This is a genomic window from Avibacterium paragallinarum (assembly GCF_011765605.1).
Classification (GTDB): domain Bacteria; phylum Pseudomonadota; class Gammaproteobacteria; order Enterobacterales; family Pasteurellaceae; genus Avibacterium; species Avibacterium paragallinarum.
Map to the genome: position 1 here is coordinate 129,546 of NZ_CP050316.1, position 19,653 is coordinate 149,198.

Annotated in this window: 23 protein-coding genes; 18 read left to right on the forward strand and 5 right to left on the reverse strand. The window is 42.7% G+C overall.

What is annotated here, in order from left to right; genetic code table 11:
- From HBL79_RS00755 to HBL79_RS00780, 6 genes are read left to right on the forward strand one after another with little or no spacing between them, the layout of a single operon-like run.
- Positions 1–510 (forward strand): phage neck terminator protein, encoded by a 510-nt coding sequence (locus tag HBL79_RS00755; RefSeq protein WP_017805955.1) that lies wholly within the window; start codon positions 1–3, stop codon positions 508–510.
- Positions 497–1,570 (forward strand): DUF3383 family protein, encoded by a 1,074-nt coding sequence (locus tag HBL79_RS00760; RefSeq protein ID WP_017805954.1) that lies wholly within the window; start codon positions 497–499, stop codon positions 1,568–1,570. The genes HBL79_RS00755 and HBL79_RS00760 overlap by 14 nt, the downstream gene beginning before the upstream one ends.
- 51 nt (positions 1,571–1,621) lie before the next feature.
- Complete coding sequence (locus HBL79_RS00765; protein WP_017805953.1) at positions 1,622–2,050, forward strand: phage structural protein; 429 nt, start codon at positions 1,622–1,624, stop codon at positions 2,048–2,050.
- Positions 2,050–2,535, forward strand: a complete 486-nt coding sequence (locus HBL79_RS00770) for a phage tail assembly chaperone (protein WP_017805952.1) — start codon at positions 2,050–2,052, stop codon at positions 2,533–2,535. Before HBL79_RS00765 ends, HBL79_RS00770 begins: the two co-directional genes overlap by 1 nt.
- 35 nt (positions 2,536–2,570) lie before the next feature.
- On the forward strand, positions 2,571–2,723 hold the full coding sequence (locus tag HBL79_RS00775) for a hypothetical protein (RefSeq protein ID WP_017805951.1): 153 nt from the start codon (positions 2,571–2,573) through the stop codon (positions 2,721–2,723).
- The gene (locus HBL79_RS00780) at positions 2,720–4,978 is read left to right on the forward strand and encodes a tape measure protein (RefSeq protein ID WP_017805950.1); all 2,259 of its coding nucleotides are present in this window, start codon (positions 2,720–2,722) and stop codon (positions 4,976–4,978) included. Before HBL79_RS00775 ends, HBL79_RS00780 begins: the two co-directional genes overlap by 4 nt.
- A 37-nt stretch (positions 4,979–5,015) precedes the next feature.
- Here the strand turns inward: HBL79_RS00780 and HBL79_RS00785 are convergent, their stop codons facing one another.
- Both HBL79_RS00785 and HBL79_RS00790 read right to left on the reverse strand, forming a co-directional pair.
- Positions 5,016–5,435, reverse strand: a complete 420-nt coding sequence (locus HBL79_RS00785; protein WP_017805949.1) for a type II toxin-antitoxin system HicB family antitoxin — start codon at positions 5,433–5,435, stop codon at positions 5,016–5,018.
- 43 nt (positions 5,436–5,478) lie between these two features.
- The gene (locus tag HBL79_RS00790; protein WP_017805948.1) at positions 5,479–5,661 is read right to left on the reverse strand and encodes a type II toxin-antitoxin system HicA family toxin; all 183 of its coding nucleotides are present in this window, start codon (positions 5,659–5,661) and stop codon (positions 5,479–5,481) included.
- A gap of 89 nt (positions 5,662–5,750) precedes the next feature.
- Between HBL79_RS00790 and HBL79_RS00795 the strand changes: the two genes are divergently transcribed.
- From HBL79_RS00795 to HBL79_RS12330, 12 genes are all read left to right on the forward strand, one after another.
- Positions 5,751–6,344: a phage baseplate protein gene (locus tag HBL79_RS00795; RefSeq protein ID WP_035685204.1), complete on the forward strand. Its 594-nt coding sequence runs from the start codon at positions 5,751–5,753 to the stop codon at positions 6,342–6,344.
- A 131-nt stretch (positions 6,345–6,475) separates the two neighbouring features.
- The gene (locus HBL79_RS00800) at positions 6,476–7,627 is read left to right on the forward strand and encodes a type I restriction endonuclease (protein WP_017805946.1); all 1,152 of its coding nucleotides are present in this window, start codon (positions 6,476–6,478) and stop codon (positions 7,625–7,627) included.
- 303 nt (positions 7,628–7,930) lie between these two features.
- Positions 7,931–8,755 (forward strand): phage antirepressor N-terminal domain-containing protein, encoded by an 825-nt coding sequence (locus HBL79_RS00805; protein WP_046097306.1) that lies wholly within the window; start codon positions 7,931–7,933, stop codon positions 8,753–8,755.
- A 107-nt stretch (positions 8,756–8,862) separates the two neighbouring features.
- Positions 8,863–9,195 carry a phage baseplate plug family protein gene (locus HBL79_RS00810; RefSeq protein WP_017805944.1) on the forward strand — a complete coding sequence of 111 codons (333 nt, stop codon included), beginning with the start codon at positions 8,863–8,865 and terminating at the stop codon, positions 9,193–9,195.
- On the forward strand, positions 9,173–10,138 hold the full coding sequence (locus HBL79_RS00815) for a phage protein (RefSeq protein ID WP_035685202.1): 966 nt from the start codon (positions 9,173–9,175) through the stop codon (positions 10,136–10,138). The genes HBL79_RS00810 and HBL79_RS00815 overlap by 23 nt, the downstream gene beginning before the upstream one ends.
- Complete coding sequence (locus HBL79_RS00820; protein ID WP_017805942.1) at positions 10,131–10,802, forward strand: Gp138 family membrane-puncturing spike protein; 672 nt, start codon at positions 10,131–10,133, stop codon at positions 10,800–10,802. The genes HBL79_RS00815 and HBL79_RS00820 overlap by 8 nt, the downstream gene beginning before the upstream one ends.
- Entirely contained in the window at positions 10,799–11,164 is a 366-nt protein-coding gene (locus HBL79_RS00825) for a contractile injection system sheath initiator (protein ID WP_017805941.1), read from the forward strand. The genes HBL79_RS00820 and HBL79_RS00825 overlap by 4 nt, the downstream gene beginning before the upstream one ends.
- Positions 11,157–12,593 carry a baseplate J/gp47 family protein gene (locus HBL79_RS00830; protein WP_035685201.1) on the forward strand — a complete coding sequence of 479 codons (1,437 nt, stop codon included), beginning with the start codon at positions 11,157–11,159 and terminating at the stop codon, positions 12,591–12,593. Before HBL79_RS00825 ends, HBL79_RS00830 begins: the two co-directional genes overlap by 8 nt.
- Before the next feature lie 8 nt (positions 12,594–12,601).
- Complete coding sequence (locus HBL79_RS00835) at positions 12,602–13,216, forward strand: baseplate wedge 1 family protein (protein ID WP_017805938.1); 615 nt, start codon at positions 12,602–12,604, stop codon at positions 13,214–13,216.
- A 9-nt stretch (positions 13,217–13,225) separates the two neighbouring features.
- Positions 13,226–14,905, forward strand: a complete 1,680-nt coding sequence (locus HBL79_RS00840; protein ID WP_035685198.1) for a pyocin knob domain-containing protein — start codon at positions 13,226–13,228, stop codon at positions 14,903–14,905.
- A complete protein-coding gene (locus HBL79_RS12325) occupies positions 14,906–15,547 on the forward strand; it encodes a DUF4376 domain-containing protein (protein ID WP_051128075.1) in 642 nt (213 codons plus the stop codon).
- On the forward strand, positions 15,525–15,797 hold the full coding sequence (locus tag HBL79_RS12330; RefSeq protein WP_035685195.1) for a hypothetical protein: 273 nt from the start codon (positions 15,525–15,527) through the stop codon (positions 15,795–15,797). Before HBL79_RS12325 ends, HBL79_RS12330 begins: the two co-directional genes overlap by 23 nt.
- Positions 15,798–16,693: 896 nt before the next feature.
- Here HBL79_RS12330 and HBL79_RS00850 read toward each other — a convergent pair.
- From HBL79_RS00850 to HBL79_RS00860, 3 genes are read right to left on the reverse strand one after another with little or no spacing between them, the layout of a single operon-like run.
- Positions 16,694–18,319, reverse strand: a complete 1,626-nt coding sequence (locus HBL79_RS00850; protein ID WP_035688496.1) for a hypothetical protein — start codon at positions 18,317–18,319, stop codon at positions 16,694–16,696.
- The gene (locus HBL79_RS00855) at positions 18,316–18,900 is read right to left on the reverse strand and encodes a baseplate complex protein (RefSeq protein ID WP_035688495.1); all 585 of its coding nucleotides are present in this window, start codon (positions 18,898–18,900) and stop codon (positions 18,316–18,318) included. Before HBL79_RS00855 ends, HBL79_RS00850 begins: the two co-directional genes overlap by 4 nt.
- A complete protein-coding gene (locus tag HBL79_RS00860; protein WP_035688494.1) occupies positions 18,897–19,646 on the reverse strand; it encodes a hypothetical protein in 750 nt (249 codons plus the stop codon). Before HBL79_RS00860 ends, HBL79_RS00855 begins: the two co-directional genes overlap by 4 nt.
- Between the last annotated feature and the right edge of the window lie 7 nt (positions 19,647–19,653).

Sequence of the window (19,653 nt, forward strand, 5' to 3'; positions counted from 1 at the left end):
ATGCAAGACACACTTTATGATTTGCTTTCTACGCTTTCCGCACGTCCTTTTATTCGTGCTTATGAAAATGGACGAGAGCCTGAAAAGCCTTTTTTCACTTATGAATTACGTTTTGAACAAACGCCTACACATTCCCATTATTCCAAGCTTGATGATCAAGGTAATCAACAAGTGAAAACCCATGTTGATGCCATCCTTGAGATTAACTATTTCGGAGAAAACAGCTTAAATGCGTTGCGTGGCCTTTGTATGAAGTTAAGTACCGTAACACAACGGAATAGATGGAATGAGCAAGGTGTTGCACTGGTGCGAATTGGGCGAATTACGCACTTAGCTTATCTCAATGAACAACAGGAATATCAAGATCGTGCGATGGTGGAAATTGAAATCCGCTATGCCGTTGCGGTTGAAGATATGCTTTCAATTATTGAACAGGTGGAGGTCACGAGCCAAGTTGGCGGGCTTTCCGACATCACTCAAATAGGAGTAAAAAATAATGGCAAAAATTGATCGTTTGGTCAATGTTACAATTGATCTCAACACAACAGCAATCGCTGGCAAGTCGTTTAGTGATTTGTTGATTTTAGGTGAACATACTTTAAAAAATTCCGCTCGTCTGTTAGTGGTTACCGATCCGAATGAATTATTAGATCTCGGCTTGCGATCTACCGATCCGCTGTATAAAGCGGTGGCAACGGCATTTTCTCAACCTACGCACGTTGCACAAGTGTTTATCGGGCGTAAAGATGCGAGCGAAAGCGTTACTGACGCATTGGCAGCCGTGGCAAAAGAAAATAATGATTGGTACGGCTTAGGCTTTGTTTCCCGTGAAGTGGATGATGTGCTATTAGCCGCCGCTTGGGCAGAAGCGAACGGCAAATTATTCGCAACCGCAAGCAATGATGAAAAACTCTTGCAGTCTTCGGATAAAACGGACATCGCCAGCAAGTTAGAAGCGAAGCAATATTACCGTAGTGCAGTGATGTACTCCCATAAAGCCGATGAAGAATATCCAGAAATCGCCTTAATGAGTTACGCGTTCACCTTTTACCCTGGTGCGGAAACGTGGAATTTGAAAAAGCTCGCCGGGGTGTCTTTCTCGCCATTAAGTGAGGGGGATTATCTCGCCTGTGCGAAGAAAAACGCCACAACCTTTGAGAAATTCAACGGCAGTTTTGCTGTAACCCAAGGCGGAAAAGTGGCAGCGGGAGAATGGATTGATGTGATTCGCTTCCGTGATTGGCTAGTGCAAGAGGTGCAGATTAACGTTACCTCCGTACTGATTAACGCTTACGGCAAAGTGCCTTATACAGATAAAGGGATTGAGCTAATCGGTGCGGCCATTCGCAAAGCGTTAGATTTAGGTGTCAGTCGTGGCGGGATTGCCCCCGTTGAATTAGATGACGACAACAAGGAAATTCCGAGTTATGTCATCAGCCTACCAAGATCGGCGAACATTTCCGATAACAACAAGGCAAGCCGTATTTTGCAAGATGTGAAATTTTCCGCACGCCTTGCGGGAGCAATTCATATTGCCGAATTGAAAGGTAACTTGGCATATAGCCTTTAATTGATTAACCCTAGACCGCAAAAGTGCGGTCTTTTTTATAGGAGAATTTTTATGGCAGCGTTAGCAACCTATGCGCCTGATGAAGTGAGTATCGTGATTGGTGCCGCTATTGCCACAGGCTTTGCCGATGGCACTTTTATTGATATTGAAGAAATTTCTGACGGCATTACCTCCGTTGCAGGAGCAGATGGCGAAGTAGCACGCTCAACCAGTGCTGATCCGCGTAAAAAAATTACATTAACGTTACTTCAAACCAGCAGCACTAATGACGTGTTAAGTGCGTTATATGCGGCGGATAAGGTGAGCAAAAACTCCACTTTCCCCATTGCGGTGAAAGATTTGCGTGGACGTTCCTTATTCGCCGCAAGTACGGCGTGGGTAACAAAATCCGCCAAACTTGATTTTGGCAAAGAAATTGGCAGCCGTGAATGGGTGATTGAAACCTCAGACGGTATTTTATTTGTTGGAGGAAATGACTAATGGCACGACAAGAAATTCAAATCGGCGAAAGCACGTTTTTCGTGCAAAAGTTTTCAGCGATGGATCAGTTACGCATTTTTGGCGATTTACAGAAAACCCTTGCTCCCTCGTTCGCAAAAATGTTTGGAATATTTGGTGTAGATACTCCCGAAAAAGCGAATGCCAGTCAGCTCGCAGAGCTTGCGAAAAAAAGTGCGACGGAATTTGCCGAGGGTTTACAGCAACTAAGCCAACAACTTAGTGGGGCGGAACTGGTTAAACTCGTCGATATGTTGGTGAAACCTGAATTGGTAACCGTACAACGTGATGATTTCAACAACGGCACGGATAAAAAATTGCAAAAAAATGATTTCGATCAGGTGTTTGACGATATGTCAGAAGTCATTGAGCTGGTGATTTTCATTTTAAGGCTGAATTTTGAGCCTTTTTTTATGAAATTTCTTGCCCGTCTTGGGTCGGGGCAAGAGGGAGCGAAGAAAGCCTAAGCGTTGGCAAATATAGTGAAAGGACGTTAAGTGAAATGCTCGCTTGGCGTCCTTTTTTAGCGGGCAAAGTTACCTTGACGGAACTCAATACCGCAGGGCTGACGGATATGGGCGAACTGTTGAAAATTAACCGATTACTTGATGCGGTTGAGGCAATGGAAGCAAAACAAATGGAGAAACACCGATGAATGTTATTCGTGAGCTGGTAACCGTCTTAAAGTACAAGGTAGATAATTCTAAGCTCAAAGGCTATATCACCCAAACCCAGACCGCTGCGGGGCAAATTCGGGACAAGTTACGCAACGCATTGCGAGGGGCAGCCCAAGAAAGTCGAGCTATTGGGGAGGGGATCAATCAAGCGAAAACCCATATGCTTTCCTTGCGGAATATGATTGGTGGTTATTTTGCAATGGTCGCAGGCGGTAATGTAATTAAAATTGCCGATGATTGGGCGGCGGTAGATAGTCGGGTTAAACTCGCAACCAAATCCGCTGAGGAGCATAAACACGCTCTTGATGAGATTTTTGCCATTTCGCAACGCTCAGGGCAGGATTATTTAGCGAGTGCGGATCTGTTTTCTAAAGTTAATCGCAATGCGAGCGATTTAGGCTTAAGCCTTGATGATACGTTAAATTTAACGGAAATCATCGGGCAAACAATGACGATTGGCGGCGGCGATCCTGCGGCCCAGCAAGCGGCATTAATGCAGTTAAGGCAAGCGTTAGGCTCAGGGGCGTTGCGAGGTGATGAACTTAATTCCATTATTGAGCAAGCTCCACGCCTTGCTAATGCCATTGCCGATAGCTTCGGCGTACCCATTGGGCAATTAAAAGATCTTGGCAAAGCAGGAAAACTCACATCAAAAGAGTTGGCCCAGGGATTATTAAGGCAGGCGGAGAAAATTCAAAAAGAATTTGATCAAATGCCAAAAACCTTTGGGCGAGGAATGACGCTACTCAGGAATAAAGCAGGACAGCTCATTGATCGTGTTGTAAACAAAGCCTCAAAGCTAGGTGAAACCTTTTACAACGCAGCGGAATGGATCACGAAAAATATTCGCTTAGTTGGGATTTTAGCCACTTCCGCGATCGGGGCGAAACTGCTACCGATGCTGAATGCGACCAAGCTCAGCTTAAAGCAGATTATCATTAACGGCACCCGTGCTGCCGCTCCTTTTTTAGCAATGGCAGCCGCATTAACTGCGGTAGGTTTGGTGTTAGAAGATATTTACGGCTGGACGCAAGGGGATATTTCTCTTACAGGGGCATTGATTGGCAGGTTCGATCAATGGGCGGACAAATTCCAAGCAGTAGGAAAACTCGCCAATGGCGTATGGCTAAATATTAAAGGCTTACTTCGCGACCTCGCAAAACTGGCGAATGTTGATCTTGACCTGTCAAACTGGCAAGGCTTCGCTACTAGTGTAATGAACTATGTGATTGACGGGCTGAAAAATCTCATCAAAACCGTAGGATCAGTAGTGCGGATTATTCGGGCGTTAGTGAATGGTGATTTTTCGGGAGCTTTCAGCAATGCAGGAAAACTCATTGATGGGCTAAGTCTGAAATTTTTACCGTTTTATTCCATCGCCTTAACCGTAATCAGTGGGATTATTTCACTACTTTGGGCGATATTCGCTCCATTGAAATTGCTAGGGAAAGCGTTTTTTTCTGTTGGAACGATCATTGGTAAAGGGTTTAAATTCGCCATTTTTATCATTAAACCCTTTATTTCAATCTTACTTTTTACTAAAAAAGCGATCTTTTTAGTCGGTAAGGCATTTTTATTTGCCTCAAAAATGATGATTAAAGCAATCTGGGCAGTGGCCAGAGCAATGTTTGTTGCAATGGCCTCTAACCCGATTTTACTTGCTATCGGGTTAGTCCTTGGGGCAATCGCGTTGTTAATTATTTACTGGGACGATGTCAAACGGATCGCACTTGCAGTTTGGGAGGCGATTTCAACCAAAGCCAGCGAGATTTGGGCGGCGATTACCACATCCGCCGATGAGATGTGGGAAGGTATCAAAAACAAAGCCACCGAAATCTGGGACGGTGTAAAAACCACGGCGGTGAATAAATGGAATGAAGTAACCGACACATTTAAAAATGCGTGGCAGAAGTCTATTGATACAGTCGTAGGTTGGTTTGAAAGCCTTATTCCAAATTGGATCAAAGATTTGTTTTCTGATGGTGCGAAAGCTGAAGTCAATGTAACGGGAGCGGCGTTAGTTTCCCCGACTAGCCAATATGTGCAACCGACAAGCACATTGCCTAGTTATACAAAATACGGCGGTAACGTGCAATCTACCGTTACTCAAACGAATAACTTCAATATTCAAGGCACTGCCAATCCAGCAGGGGTCGCCAATGCGGTATCAGGAAAGCTCAAACAGAACCGCCCTGCCCCTTTTGGTGTGGGGTCAATTGAATATGCAGGATAAAAGTGCGGTCAGTTTTGACCGCAGTTTTAGTAGAATATTAACTCACCGCCAAATGAATTTCCCGCCCTAGTTTTTTAAAGGCTTTTTCAACAAAATCAATTTTAGAAGGATAGCGAAAATCTAATAAGCGATCGATTTGTGGCATATGTACATCAAGGCGACGAGCCATTTCTGCTTTGCGAACACCTTGAGCAAGCATTTCATTCAGTAATAACACTTTTAATGATCGCAATAAAGAGAGCGGAACAGTATATTGCCCCTCTTGAGGTTTACTCGGTAATGGGATTGGGCGTTTATCATCAAAATAAAATTCCAGTGCGGTTTCTAATCCTTCCTCTGCTTCAAGTAAGGCACTTTCAATGTCTTCTCCGACACTTGCCGCTTCGGGAATATCGGGAAAGGTAACAAGAAAAGTGCCGTTATCATCGGCTTTTAGTTCAACAGGATAACGTAACATTTTTCCTCCTTAAATCAGGCTAAAAAACGCCCCTCGAAAAGGCTTATTTTAATTTTAAGTCTTTTTTGATTTTGTGAACTAACCCCGTTCCGATTTCTTGACTACCGTGGTAGGGAAATACAGTTTGGTGTCCGTTCAACATTACCTTGCGATGGCTTCCTCGCTTTGTATTTTCGACTTTACAGCCTTGCTCAAGCAAGTATCGCAAGAATTCACTGTATTTCATCGGGGGACCTCCTTTGCTATACAGTGATTATATTATACAACAATTTTGTTGTGTTGTAACAGTTTTGTTGTGTTTTTTAGAGGTATTTTATGAGTATCGTAAACCTTTTATTTTCCGCTATTGCGGGCAAACGCACCACCATTGGCGTGTTAGAGCTTGATGCCCTTTTAACGGAAAGTACCTCATTAAGTAGCCAAATCACGGAATATCCCGTTGAAGACGGCACAGTAATTTCCGATCACATCACGCAAGAAAGTGAACGCTTGAGTTTAAGCGGCGTGATTACCAGTGCGGGGACATTATTTAATATCAGCCTTGGCAAATATAAATTAATCGAAGCCAAAGAAACCTTGCGAGAATTACACGGTCGCCGTGAGTTGATTACCATTGTTACTGGGCTTGATGTGTATGAGGATTTTGCCATTGAGAGCCTTGAGATTGAACGCAATAGCGATGATGGCGAACGGTTAAATGTTAAGGCTGAGTTTCGCAAAATCAATAAAGTTACTCTCAGAACCGAAGAAATGCCTCCTGAAAAGGTTGATGCCTCCACGAAAGGTAAAGCAGGACAAACAAAAGCAAATGCGGGTAAAGCAGCAACAGGAAAGCCAACGGATTTACAAAAAAAACGGGGGATAACTGGGCTTGGAAAAATAGCAGGCATTAAGGGCGATGCAAATTGAATTCGCAATCTCTTAAACATCAAAATTATTACCTATAGCTTTAGTTATTTAATTAGCTTTGTGATCCCGCTCACTTTAAATATTATTTATTTTTGCTATGATTAATTCCTATTTTCAGCTTAGGAGTTAATATGAGCCAGAATTTATTTAAAGATCGCGTTTTATCACATATACAACACGTCATTAATGTTGGAACACATTGCACAACAGAAGAAACAACAAAGCAGGCATTAATATTACCTTTATTAGATATATTAGGATTTAGCCCATATGATCCAACTAGAGTTAGAGCTGAATACACTGCTGATTTTGTTGGGGCAAAAAATGGTGAAAGAGTGGACTACGCATTATTCTGCCACGATGTCCCGGTGATGTTTATTGAGGCAAAATCGTACAATGAGAATTTGACGAATCACGTTCCACAGTTATCAAGATATTTTAATGCAACGCCTGAAGTTACCGTAGCAGCCGTTACAAATGGGAGAGAATGGCGTTTCTTCACGGATCTAAAAGAAAAAAATATAATGGACGATACGCCATTTTTACGGATCAATTTTGAGAATGTAGATGATTCCAAAATAAATCAACTAAGCCAGTTCTGCCACGATAGATTTCAGCCAGAAGCCTTGAGAACACTAGCAGAAGAAAGTGTTTATCTTTCGGCTTTTACGAAAACAATTACAGAAAGCTTAAAAGATGTTGATAGTGAATTTGTTCGTTACGTTGCCAGCCGCTCAAATATTGGCAGACAGCTGAATCAAAGATTTATTGACTCTATTACGCCGATTGTTAAGCAGGCAGTAGAAAAATCAGTAAGTGCAATGGTTGTATCAGGCTTATCAAGACAAAATCAGCCTTTGGAAGAAGCCGTAGAACAGGAACACGATCAAGAAATTGACGAGAAAGCACCGGTAATTGATCCAGAGAACAGTAAAATTGTAACAACATACACGGAACGCTTACTGTTTGATTATGTTGTTTTAATTCTAGGCGAAGATGCAGAAATTGATGCCAAAGATACCGAATCATATTTTACGGTATTGTATAAAGGAAAAACAAACCGATGGATCTTGCGTTACTTTGATAGTAAACAGCGACCAAGTATCACCGTTCCTTTAGAGCTAGCTGAAATTCATAAAGCGGAAATTCAGCGAGCAGGATTAGAAATTAGTGGATCTAACATTATTATTGATATACCTGAGAATATACTAAGAATTAGCGGTTTAATTAAAGATTGCTTAGAATATTGTCAGGATGATAACAATTTTTCTAGGAAAAAGTAGAAAAAAGCATAAGCCCTATTGCAATAAATAGGGCTTTATTTTATATTAATCTCATAGGTGTCGAAACCTACATACAAGGCGGTAACCCGCACCCGACAGCATAGCGGTTTTTTTATGCGTAAAATTTGTGTCTCTCCTATTTCTCATCACGAATGGATCGCACATTTCACTCTATGCCGAGAGGGCGGAGAATAAAATACCCAAAAGGGGAATAATCCCAGCCTACCTTGTAAGGCTTTCGAACCTCTTGGCAACCCTATAACAGGGTTAATCTTAATATCGAAAAAAATACAAGGAGTTCTTATGAACACTCAACTTCAAACAATCCAATTTTACAACCGCACTCTAACTACATTTGAGCAAAACAACATTCATTATGTTGCAATGAAACCAATTTGTGAAAATATTGGTTTAGATTGGCACGCCCAACGCCAGCGTATCCATCGGGACGAAGTGCTTTCACAGGGTGCGGTTATGATAACCTTACCCTCAGTTAGCGGCGAACAACAAACATTATGCCTCCCAATCCAATACCTCAACGGCTGGCTATTTGGGATTGACGTAAAACGTGTGAAGCCTGAAATCAGAGAAACACTCATCACCTACAAAAGGGAATGTTATCAGGCGTTGTTTGATTATTGGAATAAAGGCAAGGCAGAAAGATCGCAAACCACAGTTGATGATCGCACAGGTTTACGCGATGCAGTCAATATGCTTGTGAGCAAAAAAGGCTTAATCTACTCTGACGCCTATCAACTTATTCACCAGCGTTTCAACGTCAATCACATTGATGAGCTAACAAAAGAGCAACTACCGCAAGCAGTGGAGTATGCTCACAAAATTATCTTAGAAGGCGAATTGATTATTCCAGAAAAACAAGAACATATCGCCATTGGGCTTAATACCGCCCAAGCCTTAGTGAAATTTCATCGTCTCGCGGTCGCCAAAGCCCAAAAAGCAGAAATAGCACTGCGACAAATTCACCAAATAATGGGCTACGAGCCTTACGTCCGCAATGATTTAGCGGCAGGGCTTTTTGACATTCACCACGAATTTACGGTTTGGCTCAATGATTTTGAACAAGCCGTAACCGCAGCCACAATGCCAAAATTAGGCTATGTGAAATAAATTTTACAAAAAATCACCGCACTTTAACCGCTTGTGGGAAACCGCAAGCGGCTTTTGGCGTGCTTAAAATTTTGCACCAAAAACGACTCTTTATATAAGGGAAAGATATGTTTACCATTCAACTTGCTAATAAAAACGATTTTATCACCGAAGTGAATTTCGATGATGAGGTCTTTTTCTTACATTTTTCTTGGAATGATACGCTGAGCTTTTGGACGTTAGCCATTGAAAATGCTTATAACGATGAGCTAGCTTCAAACATTGTGCTGTTACCTAACCGACCATTGATTGAGCCTATTCGCCGTGAGGCATTGCCACTCGGTGAGCTAATTATTGTGCGTGAGGATAATCAACAAATTATCGGGCGTGATGATTTTGTATCAGGGCAAGCAACGCTCATTTATATTGAGGTGGACGATGAGTTACCGTTTTTTGCGTAGTTATCAATTAGTGATCGGAAAGAAAGGACAGAAAGAGGGCATTGTGATTGAACCGCCTATGCGGATTGCTTTTGATATTGAAAAAGACAGCGAAAATAAACCCAATGAAAACACAATCAAAATTTACAATTTAGCCCCCACCACAAGGCAAGCGGTGGAGCAACCCGATATGCGTTGCGTGTTATATGCAGGCTATGAGCAAGAGGGCAATATTTTGTTATGTTCGGGGGATATTGCTACAGCTTATTCTTATCACGATAACGCCGATTGGGTGACGGAGCTTTATGTACTTGATGGGCTGATAGAAATTCGTGATACCGCGGTATCGCTAGGCTATCAAGGTGGAGTGAGTTCAACGCAAATTGTCAATGATATTGCCGCTAAAATGGGCGTGCCACTTGTGGGGGCAGATAGTTTGAAATCTCGCCTTTGGGCGAATGGCTTTAGTTTTTACGGGGCAGCTCGTACAGCCTTAGATAAAGTGGTCGCAGGCACGGGGCTTGAATGGTCTATCCAAAATGGCGAATTGCAAATTGTCAATCGCAAGGGGGTAACGAAGCGGACGGGCTATGTGCTGGCGAAAGACAGCGGACTTATCGGCTTTCCTGAGCGTACACGGGAAGCGGCACGCAGTAAAAAGCAAGATACACCGAATAAAAAGCAAGAAGAAAAATTCGCTTTTGATCGTCAAGCTCGCGATGGCTGGAATGTAAAAAGTTTGCTGCTACCAATGGTTAATCCTTGCGACAAAATCAAGCTAGAAAGCCAAACCATCACCAACTGGTTTCGGGTAGAAAAAATCAAGCATTCGGGCGATAGTCATTCAGCGGATTGGCAATCGGAATTACATTTAATCGATCTCAATGCCCCAACCAAAGCGGAACAAAAAGCACAACGCAAACACCGTAAAAAACGCAAAAAAGCGGAGGAGCAAAATGCGTAAAATTTTGACCGCACTTTCTGAAATTAATGTGGCATTGCCCGCTAAAATTTTAGCTTATGATGCCAATACGGTACGGGTAACGGCACAGCCTACTATCCCGAAACGCCTTGCTAACGGGGAGGTGCTGAAAGCCCCGCAAATTGTCAATATTCCCGTTTTGTTTCCAATGGCAGATATTAACGGATCATTGGCTCAGATTACCTTACCGATCAAGGCGGGCGATGGTTGCGTGCTGATTTTCTCACAACGTTCACTGGAAAACTGGCTAAGCGGAAGCCAAGACGCACCAGACGATCCGCGAATGTTCGATCTTTCCGATGCCTTTTGTGTACTGGGTGGAAATAGTCGCTCACCCGTAGCCGATCCCGTCAATTTATGTATCAAATATGGCAAGGGTTCAATCAAAATTGAGCCTAGCGGTAATATTGTGATCCAATCGCCCGATGTTGCCATCACCACTGACAACTTTACCGTAAACGCCCCAATCAGCACTTTTAACGGCAATGTGCTGGTTAATGGTGGTATCTCAACGGCAGGCGATGGTGGTAGTGTTTCAGTGAGCGGAACTCTCAAAGCAACGGGCGATGTGCAAGCAGGGGGAATCTCTCTACAAGGGCATACCCATCAAGGCGACAGTGGAGGCAACACAGGAACAGCACAATGATCGATTTAAAATTAAATGCACAGCACGATTTGCTATTTAAAGATAACAAGCTAGTCATAGTCGAAGGCATAAATCAAAAAGCACAACAAATCAAAGTTGTGCTTTTAACGTTTTTAGGGGAATGGTTTTTAGATACCACCATAGGCTTGCCTTATTTTGACGAAATTTTAACGAAAAATCCCGATAGCACCCGCATTCAAGCCATTTTCAGAAAAAAGATAATGGGCGTTGTGGGCGTAAAGGCAGTGGAACGGCTTTCTTTAGAATTTCACCGTAAAGAGCGGACGCTTGTGGTGAGCTTTTCCGTTCGGACAAATGAGGGGAGCATTCAAGATCGCATAGAGGTAAAACGAAATGGCTAATTATGGATTAACACGCAGCGGCTTTGTGCGTAAGCGTATGCCTGAGCAATTGCAAGAATTATTTGAAAAAGCAAAACAGGCGTTTGGGAATGAGATTGAAATCACTCCTGAAACCGTATTGGGTACAATGCTCAGCATTGAAGCAGAGCGTTTTGCGAGCCTTTGGGAATTAGTTGAGGGTGTTTATGGGGCGATGTATCCAATGAGTGCCACAGGGGCGAATTTAGATCGGGCGGTATCCTTTACAGGGGTGAAACGCCTGCAGGCTGAACGATCCACCGTTCCCGTGATTTTCTTCGGGCAAGCGGACACCCTAATCCCTGCTTATACAGCGGTTCGCAATGTAGCAAGCCAAACCCTTTATTATACGGATAGCGAGGCGAGAATTAATGCTAATCAAGCCGCTTATGCACGCATTGAGTTAAACACCAAAACCATTAATCCTAACGATGAATTTTCGGCGATAATTAATGGCGTAGCCTATCGCTTTCGTGCCACTCGCTCTTCTGTTGCAAGTGTTATTAAAGGACTAAGTGGGCAACTCAAAGAGATCGATTATGTCAGCGTGCAAAATGATAATGTGATTATTGAAATCACCGCACAATCTACTCCGCACTTTTCGATTTCTGTCAGCCCGAATTTAACCCTATCACGGCTTGGCTTGCGTCTTGAACTGGGTACCGAAGAACCTAGCGAGGATAAAGCAGAGATCGGACAGATGAGCGAGCTTATCACAATGCTAGATGGCGTAGTTGAAGTGAATAATCTGGTTGAGGGGACGGCGGGACGCTTTGAAGAAAGCGATACCGAACTCTATCAACGCTATCACCTTGGCGTATGGCAAAACGGTGCGGCAACGGTGGACGCACTGTATGCCAACTTGCGGAATGTCGTGGGGGTGAACGCCTTGCGAGTGTATGAGAATGATACGGATCAAACGGTTAACGGTATACCAAAACGCAGTATTTACGTTGTGATAAAAGGCGGGTTAGATCAAGACATTGCAAAAGCCTTGTTGAAATATAAGCCCATCGGCATAGGTACACACGGACGAACCTCGCTCAGCGTAAAAGACAGCCAAAACCAACCGCACTTGATCAAATTTAGTCGCCCTCGTAAGCGATATATTTGGTTGAAAATCATCGTTGAAACCTTTGTTGATGAAGGAGAAATGGCAAAAGCGGGCTATATCGTGAACGTAATGAACAATATTTTAGATTATGGCAAGCAGTTAGGGGTAGGCTCTGATGTCATTCATCAACACCTCATCGCCGCCTGCATTGCTGTGTCAGGGGTTGGAAAAGTTACCGTGCAAATAGGGAAAACCAATCAAATCACCGATCCCGAACCCCGTTACCAAGAACAAAATATTGTCATTGCACCTGATGAAGAAGCAGTGTTCGATCCTGCTATCATCGTTATCAGCTAGGAGGAAAAATGCCAAAAATTTTGACCGCACTTGAGGCGGATTTTGTGCAATTAGGCTTAGAACGACAGCTTTCTCAATTTCGCTATTCACCTAATTTAAACACCCTCATCTCACTGTTACTTTCCCCTCACACCGATTTACAACACAGTTTAAAACAAATGCTCCTTGAACGGCATATTGATACCGCAATCGGGCGGCAATTAGACGGGGTAGGCGATATTGTAGGAATGCCGAGACCTTTTACTAAGATGAATGGTGATTGGTATTTTGGCTTTACAGGGCAAAGCAAAGCCAAAGCCTTTAGCCAAGCTCCAATTCGTGATCTCGCCCTACAAACGCATACCAAAGCCGTGAGCTATATGCCTGATGAAGCCTATCGGCGACTGATCAAATGGAAAATAATCGCCAACCATTCACACGGTACAGTGGAAGATGTGATTAAGGCGTGCCAAGCCTTATTTCTGGCTAGCAAAGTATTAGTACAAGAAAAGATGGATGCAGAAATTCATATCAAAATTACACGTAATCGCAAAAATAAAATAGATGCGATAGAGCAAGATCCCAAGCCGTGGATACCCGCAGCGGCTGGGGTAAAAGTGTCTGTTGAACTGATTGACGAATAAGGACAAGCAATGAAATTACTGGATTTATTTAAAATAATTGTTTGGGCGAAAAATGGCGATACCACCGATTTTTCACAAACCAACTATGAAGCAGGTTGGGCACATTTAGGCGATGATACGCCAACAGTACAAGATTTTAACTACGTTCAGCAGATGAACGACAAAAAAGATCAGTGGCTTTTTAAACAGCTCAAAGCTGTAATGGAAAATGCGGGCATCGAACCCACAGAAGACAATATCAATGCGTTACTTAATGCCATTTTGAAGATCGCTAAAGGACACAGCACCCCAAAAGCGATCAACGCTGAAACCGTGGATTTTGTGGATGAAACAGGGCATACCCACTCAATTTCAAAAGCCAGTCTAACCCAGCTAGGCATTGTACAGCTTACTAATGCGTTAGACAGCGATAGTGAAACCCTAGGGCTCACCGCCAAAGCAGGGAAAACGTTGAAAGGGCTGATTGATGCCTTAACCCGCAATCTGAGTAACTATATCCCCAACAGCAAAAAATCTAATGCAATTAATTCGGCAAGTAGCGACACCGTGGCAACGAGTAAGGCGGTAAACCAGCTTAACGAACTTAAAGCCGATAAAGCCACTACCCTCGCCGGCTACGGCATTACAGATTTTGCTCAGCGAGCCTTAACAGCCAGTGACAATCTCAATGACATCACAGTCAAAGGGTTATATCGCAACACCAGCTACCTTAATACCACCAATAACAACTATCCCGAAAATGCCTCTGGCGTGCTGTTTGTGCTATCCAGTGCGGAACAAGTGTATTTTTCTATCACAGGGAAAATTTGGAAACGCTTTAAAGACACGAATAATTGGGCGAATGGCTGGGCACGAGTGGATGGAAATGCCATTTTTGAGGAAGGCGGTATGATAAAAAAAACGCTCGTACTCAATGAAACCTTAGTAATGAAGCGATTATTTGCAGGCAATCAAGCAAGAGAATGGGCAAACTACCACAGCCAACAGGGACACACCTTCTACCTAAGTGAGGATAGAAGCAAAAAAGGAATGTCACTCACTCAAGAAGGATTAGAGGTTGTCGGCACTCTAAAAGGTGAAGATTTTAACCTAGGAAATGGTCACTCTTTAAAAACGCTTTTTACTCAAATTGGTAGCTTTAGTCTCATCGCAGATTTAGGTGAGATGAACATTAACGAACTGAAATTCCCTTGTATAGCAGGGCAACCTAGAAATAACAATGCACGTTGTGACAGAGGCTATCCCGTTGAAGCCACAGCAGGGAGCCTATCGGTAATGCCATCAGCTTATGGTTATAAACAGGTATATAACACCTATGATTATGGATTGATATTCACTCGAAATCAAACCGCCAATGGGGAATGGGGTGAATGGAGACGCTGTGATAGCCGTATTAAAGATGTACAAATATTAACTGGCGTAGTTCAGCACGGTAGCACGCTTCCTATACCTTCTGGTTTTTCTGAAAATGAATGTAAATTTTTTATCTCCTTAAACTTCGACGACCCCAGTTTATCAGGCTGGGATATTCAAGAAGTGGGGGCTGGAAAACATTATTATCAAAAATGCTATTTAACCGGACGAGAGGTAACCGCTCAAGTCTGGCACGGCTCTGGACGAGGAATGGATGTTGGGAAATGGATAGATGGAAAAGCCAATTACTTAGTGATAGGGATAAAGGAGGGATAAATGTTTTACGTATTTAATCAAAAAGGGGAATGCATTTTATTTTGTGACAACGCCCCCGATGAAAAGGACTTAATGCTGCGAGGAGAAAAAGCGATTGAAACAACGCAACACTTTCAGCAGCCGTGGCTAAAAGAGGGCAAGATCATAGAACAAGGTTATCGCCCTAGTGTTTATCACCAGTGGAATGGCGAAAAATGGGTGCTAAACAAAACCCAACAAGCCAACCTCCTCACCGAGCAACAAACCCAAGTGCGGTCAAAAATCAACGCAAAACGGGATAGCTGCGTCAACGGCGGGGTGTATGTGCCAGAAATCGGCAAATGGGTGGATACAGATGAAAAAGGGCGTGCCACCTTGGTTGAAATCAAAGCGGATTTTGACTTAAACGGTAAAACGGAAGAAAACGGCGAGCCACGTATTTTCACCCTGATTTGTGCGGATAACACCGCTCAACCGTTAGATTTTGACAAATTCAAAGCGGTGTGGAACGCGGCGAAAACGCTCAAAGAAAAAATGTTTGAAAACGCCTATATGCACAAAATTTTGTTAGAACAAGCGGAAAATCCGCTTGAGTATGACTGGTCGATCGGCTGGTCGCAAACCTATGAGGAATACCAAAATGAGCAAGAAAAATCCATTTAAAACGTGGGGCTATCACGTTTTGATTGCCCTCGACCAACTTTGCAACGCCTTAACGGGCGGTGGGGCAGATGAAACCTTTTCCAGCCGTTGTTACCGCCGAGCCGTGTTAGAGAGCAAGCCCAAAGCCCGCTGGCGGTTTTGGTTTCGGCTGGTAAATGGGCTGTTTTTCGACAAAGACCATTGCAAAACCGCCTATGAAAGCGAGGTGAAACGCAGGCAATATCCGGAGGATTTTACCGCTCATCACTGAAACCTAAGCTGGGAATAAAACGAGGGCGATGGCTCTCGTTTTTTTTGTTTAAGTAATGTTAAATATAACGAGAAAAGAATGTTGTGTGGAGAAGGGGTTTTAGTTTGACGTAAATTTGACGAAATAGATATAAAAAGGTGGGAAATACTGATAATTTGATGAGATAAAATTATAATGATTAGACGATTAGATCATTGATTTTATTAGTGATTATTGTTTATAAGTATTTATAATGGATAGGATTTAAAATCCCTCGACTTTCGAGTCGTGGCGGTTCAAGTCCGCCCTCGGGCACCATTTAAAAGCATAAGTAAATCAATAAGATAGTCGCCAATAGCGGCTTTTTTTATATCTCATTTTTATCCTCCCTTTTCTTTTGGTGTCCATTTGGTGACCATTTTTAGCCTATTATAAAAAAACTAACGCTTTGCTTTTGTCTGATTTGGTGACCAATGGTCACCAAATTAGTTACTTATATCATCTTAACTGTAAATAAATTCTATAAAAAATCTCACGTAAAATAGAAATTTTATTGATATTTCAAGATATTAATGCAAACCTTTTACAAGCTCCGATCTTTTTTAACTGAAAATGACTGAAATTTACTGTAATTTTTTCAGTTAAGATCAAATTTATTTTTTATAGAGATCCCTTTTCCGTACTGGCTTTAGTGAGTTTTTCCCTATGAAATTTAACTGAAAAAACAGCAATTTTTAACACAAAAAACGCGGGTGGGAGAGTGGATTTTTCGTGGCGTTTGACGTGGCGTGAAAAATTTTCCGTGGATCAGTTTGGTTTCACTTTATAAAAGGAAAGCTGTAGCCAAAGCCTTTTAAATAAAGGCGGCAGGTAATAAAAAGCCACCTAAATAGGTGGCTAGATGTGCGGTGATATGGCTACTTTTCAATAATCGGCGTGAGTTTACCTTTCTCGGCTAAGGCTCTGTTATTGTAGCTATTAAACGTGCTGCTTTGATCGGGGGCTGAACCGCCGTTGTGGGTGTGGCTTGCAACGGTGTTAGCAAGGTCAGCAACGATTTGAATTGTTTCTTCCATAATGTTTAATATATTTTGTTTGCCTGAACCGATATTGATTTGGCTCGCTAGAAGCTGAATGGCTGGAGCTTGTAGCTTAATGAGTACATCAGAACAACGCTCGGCAATGCCGCTTATTTGTTCTTTGAATGTGCCATCAATCGCTGTTGTATTATTGCCCGCAGTAACCGTTGTAATATTGCCAATAACACTAAGGCTATAATTTCCGCCTACGTTGATTTGCTTATCTGCGTCAATATTGCTTTGTGATGTCCCAATATTTTTCGTTTCGGTGTCTGTTTCAATCACGCGGATAAATGAACGATCGGTAATGGTTTGATCGGTTTCGCGGGTTTTATTGCCTGCCGCATCGGTACGTTCAAACACTTCTGGGCGTTGCTGTTTAAGTTGCTCGCCAATAGCTACTGATGGCACGGTTTTATCTTGAGCTAATAACGTCCGCACGAAAGGCTTATCAGGTCGCCCATAGGCATAGCCAATTTCGACAATCGTCCCCACTTCAGGAAAAGCAAAATCGCCACCTTGTGAACCTGTACTTGTAACGGGTAAAGGTACGGCGGAATAAGGTGGCGTATTTGTGTCATCACTTCCATCTTCATTGAGAACTTGTAATTCTACCGCATACTTAGGGCGAAACGGATCGGCAATATCCCCGCCCGAACTTGGATCAGCTACACCGATCACTTTGGCATAACGTGGTAAGTGATAACCGCCTGCAAGTTCAGGAAATTCTTTCTCCATCATTTGGCGTTGTGGGCTTTTCTGTTTTGGTTTACCCTTCTCATCAACACTTTGCCATTGCAAAATGAGTTCATCATTAATCAATTCCGTCTGTGTAATTTTATGTTGATTGACTAACGCACCTGGGCGAATCGCAGAGTAAATTGGCAACGTCATTCGATTGTTACTGCTATCTAAGGCTTCAGTGCTGTCTATCTCAATATTCTTGCCATACCAGCGGCTATCTTGATAACTTCCTACAAAAACCGTGCCATCAGCTCCTTGTTGCCATAAATAATCAGGGATATTGAACAACCGTCCTAAGTTATTTAGTAACTGATAGCCTGATCCCGAATGGGTAAAGTTCGGGATTGGGGTTGTGGCATAAGGTTGAGAGGGAATTTTAAAGGTAATCCCCGTTTTAGATTGCAAGTAGGCACAAATATCATTCAGCGTTGCGTGGCGAATGGAGCAGTTATGTACGCCCTCAAAAATGGCAACTTTCTCACGAATAAAGCACTTTTTAAATTTAGGTTTGTCATCTTGAGCGTGTTCAATCACGCCATTAAAATATTGGTAAAAATGGGCAGCTTCTCCTACATTAATTTCTACGGCTCTCCCCGCTAAGTTCTCATCGCTTTCAATGACAATAAAGCCCCGCCCTGCATTATTGAGTTCTAACACAATATGGCAGTGGCTTAAATCATATTCTTTGCCGTCAATCAGGCATTCTTTAATAATTTTCATTTTTCCCCTCCGCTTCCGATTGCGTCATCAATTTTCTTCCAAATGCTATTGTCTTCTTTTGGTACTTCTTTCGAGGTGGCTTCTACTTTCGGTTGTGTCGATTTCGCTTCAGGTGCTTTTTCCGTTTGCACTTTTTTCTTCGGTTTGGTCTTACGCTTCTCTTTTTTCTCGCTGACGCTATTGACTTCTTTTAGCGTAAAATTCACCTGCCAAGCCATTTTGTCCCCTTGTTCAACCATACTTACTGATCCGCTAAATTGTACTTCACGCATATTTACCGCTTCAGCCGATATGGAAGAAACCCGATATGTTACTTGTTCACCTGATTTTTCTGTGGCTTCAGCAAAATTGAATAAATCCTTTAGCCATTGTTTTTCACGGTAAGGGATCAAACCTGAAACGGTCATTTCTTTTGCTTTCACACCTTTATCAGCTTTTTGGGTGCTAGATTGTTGCCCGCTCATATCGGCTTCATCGCGTTTTAACGTAATATTTATTGATGGGTTAAGCAAAAAAACAGGCTTACCATTTAAAGCAAGTTGCACAGAAGGGCGGGGGCGTTGAGGCTGTAAAAAACTCATCTCATCATCTCCTTCAAATTCGTTAAATCCTCACCGATAAAAACCAGTAACGCCGTAAAAATATTGCTTGCATTGGGGATATGTTGATAGATCTCTAACGCAATTTGCTCAAGGTGAGCCTTTTTCGTGTAGCAATAGGCTTCCACTGACGCATTTAAAAGTGCGGTGGTTTTTTCTTGATTTTTTTGTTCACGCTCCGCTTTTTTCGCTTTCAGTTCTGCCAACATCGCCATAGGATCAAGACTTTTTGACGCAGTAGCGTTGGCGTTACGCATTACCGCTTGCAACGTTCTGGCAGATTGCGGGGTAATGTCCGCACTTGGCAAAAAAGAGGGATTGCCGATGGTCGGCATTTTTACCATTTTGCTATCGCTTAACGTTTGCTGTGATTTGGCATAATCCAAAGCCTGTTTAAATTCAGGATAGGGTAGCAAAACCGCCGCATTTTCAAGTGCGGTAATAAAATCTGCGATTTTTGCCGCAGTAATCATTATCGCCACACATTGCACCTCGCCTTTAGGGCGGTGGGGGTCGCTATAATCGGTAAATTTTGCCTGTATCACGTTCACTGCATTTTCAGGCGATAAATACCGCCCGCTATCCTCTCTAATCCCGTGCGTCCAATTATGCACGCCTAATTTTGTCCCTTGCACCGATAACGAAAAAGGGGAGGTAATCCCCTTTTGTGCGTTTTGTAAGGCTGTTTTTGTTTGTGGGGGAAGTTGTAATTGTTGTTTTTTCCACATTGTAAAT